The organism is Bradyrhizobium centrolobii (assembly GCF_001641635.1).
Classification (GTDB): domain Bacteria; phylum Pseudomonadota; class Alphaproteobacteria; order Rhizobiales; family Xanthobacteraceae; genus Bradyrhizobium; species Bradyrhizobium centrolobii.
Map to the genome: position 1 here is coordinate 80,179 of NZ_LUUB01000036.1, position 6,418 is coordinate 86,596.

The window sequence follows — 6,418 nt, forward strand, 5'->3', positions numbered from 1 at the left end:
CCACATTCGCGACCGTCATCGCCCGCCTTGTGCGCAATTGCGCACTGGGGCGGGCGATCCAGTATTCCAGAGCGCCAGTCGGATACGGATAGGCCGCGGCGTACTGGATGCCCCGCCTCCGCGGGGCATGACAGCGTGTTTTGGGGCGAGTACGCCCGCTGCACCCACATTCGCGACCGTCATCGCCCGCCTTGTGCGCAATTGCGCACTGGGGCGGGCGATCCAGTATTCCAGAACGCCAGTCGGATACGGATAGGCCGCGGCGTACTGGAGGCCCTGCCTCCGCGGGGCATGACACCTTTCATGACGGCTTTTTTCATGACGGCTTTCTTGGGACGCATGGCCCATCTAAAGATGCCAAATTCTTGCGCTTGATTGTGATCGGCTTCCGCCTAAATCCCGTGTAAGCTTCCGCGGCGCACAAACCGGATTCGAAAAGCCCAGATGGCCAACGCCTTCTTCTCCGATCTGCTCAACACGATCTCTGAACGCGGCCGCACGCTGCTGCGCCGCGGCGATTCCTCGGACACCAAACACGACGCCGACGGCCTGATCGAGCTCTGCGAGGCGCTGCTGTCGGGTCGGGGCGAAGCCTCCGGCACCGCCATGGCGCGCGAGGTGCTCGACCTCTACCAGAACCTGGATGCGACAGGACGACGCGCCTTTTTCGAGGCACTGGTGCGCGATTTCGGCCCGGACCGGGATCGGTTGGCCAAGGCGATCGAAAAATGGCGCGCCAAGACCAGCGATGAAGACGCCAGTTCCCTGCACTTCGCCTCGGAGCCGCGACGGCAGGAATTGATCCGCCGCCTCAACCGCGCACCCGGCGGCACCGGAGATCTCGTCAGCATGCGCGCCGACCTGCTCGGCATGATGAACGGACACACCGATCTCGCCGCGCTCGACCGCGACGTCGTCCATCTCCTCTCTTCGTGGTTCAACAGGGGGTTTCTCGTGCTGCGCAGGATTGACTGGTCGACGCCGGCCAACATCCTCGAAAAGATCATCCGCTACGAGGCCGTGCACGAGATCAGCGACTGGGACGACCTGCGCCGCCGCATCGATCCGGTCGACCGCCGCTGCTACGCCTTCTTCCATCCCGCGATGGTGGACGAGCCCCTGATCTTCGTCGAGGTGGCGCTGACCGAGGCGATTCCCGGAGCGATCGCGCCGCTGCTCGCCGTCGACCGCCAACACCTGCCGATCGAGCGTGCGCGTACCGCCGTGTTCTATTCGATCTCCAACACCCAGCGCGGCCTAGGGGGCATCTCCTTCGGCAGCTTCCTGATCAAGCAGGTGGTCGAGGAGCTGCGCCGCGAACTGCCCAGGCTCGACTCGTTCGTCACGCTGTCGCCGGTGCCGGGCTTCATGCAGTGGGTGAAGCAGGACAAGGACCTGCCGCTGTCGGACGACGATCGCGAGCTGCTGAAGCTACTCGACGAGCCGCAATGGTTCGAGCATGCGGAAGCGACCGCTCAGTTGCGCTCCGTGCTGGAGCCGCTTGCGGCACACTACTTCCTGAGGGCGCGCACGCCGAAGGGCCGGCTGATCGACTCGGTTGCCCGCTTCCATCTCGGCAACGGCGCGCGGCTCGAACGCGTCAACTGGCTCGGCGACCTCTCGCCGAAGGGCGTGCGGGAGTCGGCCGGCATCATGGTCAACTATCTCTACCGCCTCGACGACATCGAGAAGAACCACGAAGCCTACGCCAATGACGGCGAGGTCGTCGCCTCGAGCGCGGTGAAGCGGCTGCTCAAGGGCGAAGGGCGGAGGCTGCTGGACATGCGGCTGTCATAGTCGCCTGACGCTTCATCGGATTCCTGCACCCAAGACGGGACACCATGAATCGACGCGACTTTCTCGGCTTGACCGCGGCAGCGGCGACCAGTCTCTCCCTCGCGCCCGCACGCAGTTTTGCCCAAGGATCCGCCGCCGGGCCGGAGATGAAGGCGCTTTGCGACTACATGAGCGCCGCCAGGACCCGCGCGCTGCCGGCGGAAGTTGCCGAACATGCCAAGCACCACATCCTCGATACGCTGGGCTCGATGATCTCCGGATCGGAGCTGCCTCCCGGTCTGGCGGCACAGCGCTACATCCGCGCCAACGCCGCGCCGGGAAAGGCGACGATCGCCGGAACGACGTTCACTGCATCGCCCGTCGAGGCCGCGCTCGCCAACGGCGTCATGGCGCACGCCGACGAGACCGACGATTCGCACAGCCCGTCGCGTTCGCATCCCGGCTGCTCGGTCATTCCCGCGGCGCTTGCGCTCGGTGAGGACCTCGGGATCGACGGCACGCATTTCCTCCGCGCGGTGACGCTCGGCTACGACATCGGCACGCGCGTGGTGATGGCCATGGGCGGGGCCGATTTCAGCTATGAGAGTGTCCTAAGCACACACAGCATCGCCGGCACGTTCTGCGCCTCTGCCGCGGCGGCCTGCGTCGCCGGCTTCGACGCAGGCAGGATGCGCTGGGTGCTCGACTATGCCGCGCAGCAGTCCTCCGGCTTCATCGTGTGGCGGCGCGACATCGACCACATCGAGAAGGGTTTCGTCTTCGCCGGCATGCCCGCCCGCAACGGTGTGACGTCGGCGCTGCTCGTGCGTTCGGACTGGAACGGCGTCGACGACGTGTTCTCGGGCGCCGACAATTTCTTCCTGGCCTATGCGCCCAAGGCCGCAACCGGACGGCTCGTGGAAAGGCTCGGCGAGCGCTACGAGATCGCCGGCACCGACATCAAGAAATGGACGGTCGGGTCGCCGATTCAGGGCCCGCTCGATGCGATCTATGCGATCCGCAGCAAGCATTCGTTCGAGGCCGATCAGGTGAGGCGCGTGACGGTGCACCTTGCCCCATCGGTCGCCGCCGTGGTCGACAACCGCGACATCCCCGACATCTGCCTCCAGCACATGGTCGCGGTGATGCTGCTGGACAAGACCGCTTCCTTTCACGCGGCGCATGACAAGCCGCGCATGCAGGATGCCGCGATCCTGAAAGAGCGCGCCAAGATCGATCTGGTGCGTGACGAGGACCTGGCAAAGCTCCTGCCGGTGCGCGTCGCAATCGTCGAGATCGAGCTCGCCGACGGAAGCCGCCTCTCCGAGCGCGTCACGGCCGTACGCGGCACGCCGCGCAACCCGATGTCGCGGGAAGAGGTCATCGACAAGGCACGCGATCTGATCGCGCCGGTCGTCGGACGCGACAAGGCGGAGCAACTGATCAAGTCGGTCTACGAGATCGAATCCGTGACTGACATCCGCACCCTGCGGCCGTTCATTCAACGCGCCTGAGGGGGCGTGCTGCTGGATATGCGGATGTCGTAGCCACAACGTCGGTGTCATCGCCCGGCTTGATCGGGCGATCCAGTATTCCAGAGGCGGTGATGAATACGGAAAGGCCGCGGCGTACTGGATGCCCCGGTCAAGCCGGGGCATGACGATTGAGAGCTTGGCGAGTTCGAACGCTACTCCGCCAGCGCCTTCATCTCCTTGTAGAGGTCCGACTTGCCCTCGAAGCCGATGCCCGGCAGGTCCGGCATGGTGATGTGGCCGTTCTCGACGCGCACGCCGTCGGGGAAGCCGCCATAGGGCTGGAACAGGTCGGGATAGCTCTCATTGCCGCCGAGGCCGAGGCCGGCCGCGATGTTGAGCGACATCTGGTGACCGCCATGCGGAATGCAGCGGCTCGGCGACCAGCCGTAGGTCTTCAAGACTTCCAGCGTACGCTGGTACTCGCAGAGGCCGTAGGACAAGGCGCAGTCGAATTGCAGCCAGTCCCGGTCCGGCCGCATGCCGCCATAGCGGATCAGGTTGCGGGCATCCTGGTGGCTGAACAGGTTCTCGCCGGTCGCCATCGGACCCGGATAGAATTCGGCCAGCGCGGCCTGGAGCGCATAGTCGAGGGGATCGCCGGCCTCCTCGTACCAGAACAAGGGATAGTCCCGCAGCATTTTTGCGTAGGCTATCGCGGTCTCCAGATCGAAGCGGCCGTTGGCATCGACCGCGAGCTGCGCGTCCTTGCCGATCTCCTTCAGCACCGCCTCGATGCGCGTGCGGTCTTCCTCGATTGGCGCGCCGCCGATCTTCATCTTGACGACGTTGTAACCGCGATCGAGATAGCCGCGCATCTCGCCGCGCAGCATCGAGAGATCCTTGCCGGGATAGTAATAACCGCCGGCCGCGTAGACGAAGACGCGCGGATTGGCTTGCCGACCGTGACGCTCGGCCAGCAGGCGAAACAGCGGCTTGCCCGCGATCTTCGCCACCGCATCCCACACCGCCATATCGATGGTGCCGACCGCGACCGAGCGCTCGCCATGACCGCCCGGCTTCTCATTGGTCATCATCGCGGCCCAGACCTCGTCAGGGTCGAGGTTGTTGCCGGCTGCATTGAGCAGCGACCTCTGGTCGGCTTCGAGGATGCGCGAGGCAAAGCGCTCGCGGATCAGACCGCCCTGCCCGTAGCGGCCGTTGGAATTGAAGCCGTAGCCGACGACGCGCCTGCCGTCGCGCACCACATCGGTGACGACAGCGACGAGGCTCGTCGTCATCTTGGTGAAGTCGATATAGGCATTGCGGATCGGCGAAGAGATCGGCTTGGTGATCTCGCGGACGTCGACGATGCGGACGGACATGGTTGTTCAGCCTTCGATGGTCGAGAGGAACTTCGTCATTGCGAGCGAAGCGAAGCAATCCAGACTCTCACCGCGGAAATAGTCTGGATTGCTTCGTCGCTTTGCTCCTCGCAATGACGAGCGGAGAGAACGCGCCAGACTATTTCTTATCCCTGAAATACGGCTCGACCGGACCATGCACCTTGATGGTCAGCGGGTTGCCGTAGCGGTCCTTGGCGTTGCCCGCGGTGACGCGCACCCAGCCTTCGCTGACGCAATACTCCTCGACATTGGTCTTCTCGATGCCCTTGAAGCGGATACCCACGTCACGCGAAAGGATGTCTGCGTTGTAATAGGGGCTGTTTGGATCGACCGACAGGCGGTCCGGCAATTCGTCGCTCATGATTGTCTCGCTCACAACAGTGTTTCGATTTGATTCCGCAATCCCTCGGGCCGCGCGGTCGGCGCGTAGCGCGCGACCACCTTGCCGGCGCGGTCCACCAGGAATTTGGTGAAATTCCATTTGATGGAGGCACCTAACAGGCCGGATTGCTGGTGTTTCAGGTACTCATACAAAGGATGCGCATTGGCGCCGTTGACGTCGATCTTCGCAAACAGGGGAAAGGTGACGTCGTAGTTGGTCGAGCAGAATTCCTGGATCTCGCTCGCCTGCCCCGGCTCCTGCCCGCCGAACTGGTTGCAGGGAAAGCCGAGCACCGAGAAGCCGCGCGGACCGAAATTGCGGTGCAGATCCTCGAGCCCGCGATATTGCGGCGTGAAGCCGCATTTGCTCGCGGTGTTGACGATCAAAAGCACCTGTCCTTCGAAGCGCCGCATCTCAACCTCCTCGCCGGAGAGCGAGTTGGCCTTGAATTCGTAGATCGCGGACATCGTCAGCCCACCGGGTCGATCGGCGACGGCGGCACGCCGCCCGCCTCGATCGCCTCACCCGCGAGCAGGCAGAGGTCCTCGCGATAGCGCCCGGAGACGACATGCACGCCGACGGGCGCCTTGCCAACGAGACCCGTCGAGACGACGAGGCCCGGCAGTCCCATGAAGGGAATGGCGATCTGCGGCAATTGTGCCTCCCAGACCCGCTTGAAGGACTCATCGTCCTTGCGGTCGAGATGGTCCGGGAACGGCAGTTCGCCGGAGACCGGCGTCAGCACCACCGCATATTGCTCGAAGAACAGCATCCATTCGCGGGTCAGCGTGGCGCGGCGGGTCAGCGCCTTCGCATAAGCGGCCTGATCGAACGGCGTGACCTTGGCGCGATTGCCGCGCAGACACGCCAGCGCGCCGGGATCCCCCTCGCGCTCGGCCATCTCGAGCTGCGCCTCGTAACCGTCTCCGAGCCAGAGCTTCGTCTGCCACTCCGCCGCCTCGCGCATCGGCGGCGTGTTCTCGATCACATCGACGGTCCACCCCGCCTGCTCCAGCCGCTTGCCGGCATCGCTCACGGCCGCCTTCACCTCCGGCGTGGTCGCAAGCCGGTCCGGGTTGAGGCAGAGCGCGGCGCGCTTCGGCCGCGCCGGGCCTTCCAGCGGCACCGCCACCCACCAGGGATCGCGGATGTCGCGCGCCGACATGGCGGCCAGCGAAATCCGCAGGTCATTGACGGTGCGGGCGAGCGGCCCCGAGACGGCGCTGATCTGCGGACCGATCGGACGCTCCGGCAGCGCCGGGTTGAAGGCGGGAATGCGGCCCATGGTCGGGCGCAGGCCATGCACGCCGCAGGCATAGGCCGGATAGCGGATCGAGCCCGCGATGTCGGTGCCATGGGCGATGTGGCCGATGCCGGCCGCC

General features: G+C 65.0%; 6 protein-coding genes. 2 read left to right on the top strand and 4 right to left on the bottom strand.

Annotation, left to right across the window (positions count from 1 at the left end):
- The first annotated feature begins 444 nt into the window (after positions 1-444).
- On the top strand, positions 445-1,797 hold the full coding sequence (locus AYJ54_RS08260; protein ID WP_063698188.1) for a malonyl-CoA decarboxylase: 1,353 nt from the start codon (positions 445-447) through the stop codon (positions 1,795-1,797).
- A gap of 44 nt (positions 1,798-1,841) precedes the next feature.
- Positions 1,842-3,290: an MmgE/PrpD family protein gene (locus tag AYJ54_RS08265; protein ID WP_063698189.1), complete on the top strand. Its 1,449-nt coding sequence runs from the start codon at positions 1,842-1,844 to the stop codon at positions 3,288-3,290.
- Between the two features lie 173 nt (positions 3,291-3,463).
- Here AYJ54_RS08265 and tarD read toward each other — a convergent pair whose 3' ends face one another.
- The 4 genes from tarD to AYJ54_RS08285 form a co-directional block, all read right to left on the bottom strand.
- On the bottom strand, positions 3,464-4,633 hold the full coding sequence (gene tarD, locus AYJ54_RS08270; RefSeq protein WP_063698190.1) for a D(-)-tartrate dehydratase: 1,170 nt from the start codon (positions 4,631-4,633) through the stop codon (positions 3,464-3,466).
- Positions 4,634-4,772: 139 nt separating this feature from the next.
- Positions 4,773-5,015: a DUF3297 family protein gene (locus AYJ54_RS08275; protein ID WP_063698320.1), complete on the bottom strand. Its 243-nt coding sequence runs from the start codon at positions 5,013-5,015 to the stop codon at positions 4,773-4,775.
- An 11-nt stretch (positions 5,016-5,026) separates the two neighbouring features.
- Positions 5,027-5,503: a glutathione peroxidase gene (locus tag AYJ54_RS08280; RefSeq protein WP_063698191.1), complete on the bottom strand. Its 477-nt coding sequence runs from the start codon at positions 5,501-5,503 to the stop codon at positions 5,027-5,029.
- Between the two features lie 2 nt (positions 5,504-5,505).
- The coding region (locus AYJ54_RS08285; RefSeq protein WP_245328936.1) for an amidase at positions 5,506-6,418 on the bottom strand (913 nt) is incomplete at its 5' end.

Coding starts and splice junctions, on each gene's coding strand:
- AYJ54_RS08260 (WP_063698188.1), top strand. CDS start 445: ATGGCCAACGCCTTCTTCTCCGATCTGCTCAACACGATCTCTGAACGC.
- AYJ54_RS08265 (WP_063698189.1), top strand. CDS start 1,842: ATGAATCGACGCGACTTTCTCGGCTTGACCGCGGCAGCGGCGACCAGT.
- tarD (WP_063698190.1), bottom strand. CDS start 4,633: ATGTCCGTCCGCATCGTCGACGTCCGCGAGATCACCAAGCCGATCTCT.
- AYJ54_RS08275 (WP_063698320.1), bottom strand. CDS start 5,015: ATGAGCGACGAATTGCCGGACCGCCTGTCGGTCGATCCAAACAGCCCC.
- AYJ54_RS08280 (WP_063698191.1), bottom strand. CDS start 5,503: ATGTCCGCGATCTACGAATTCAAGGCCAACTCGCTCTCCGGCGAGGAG.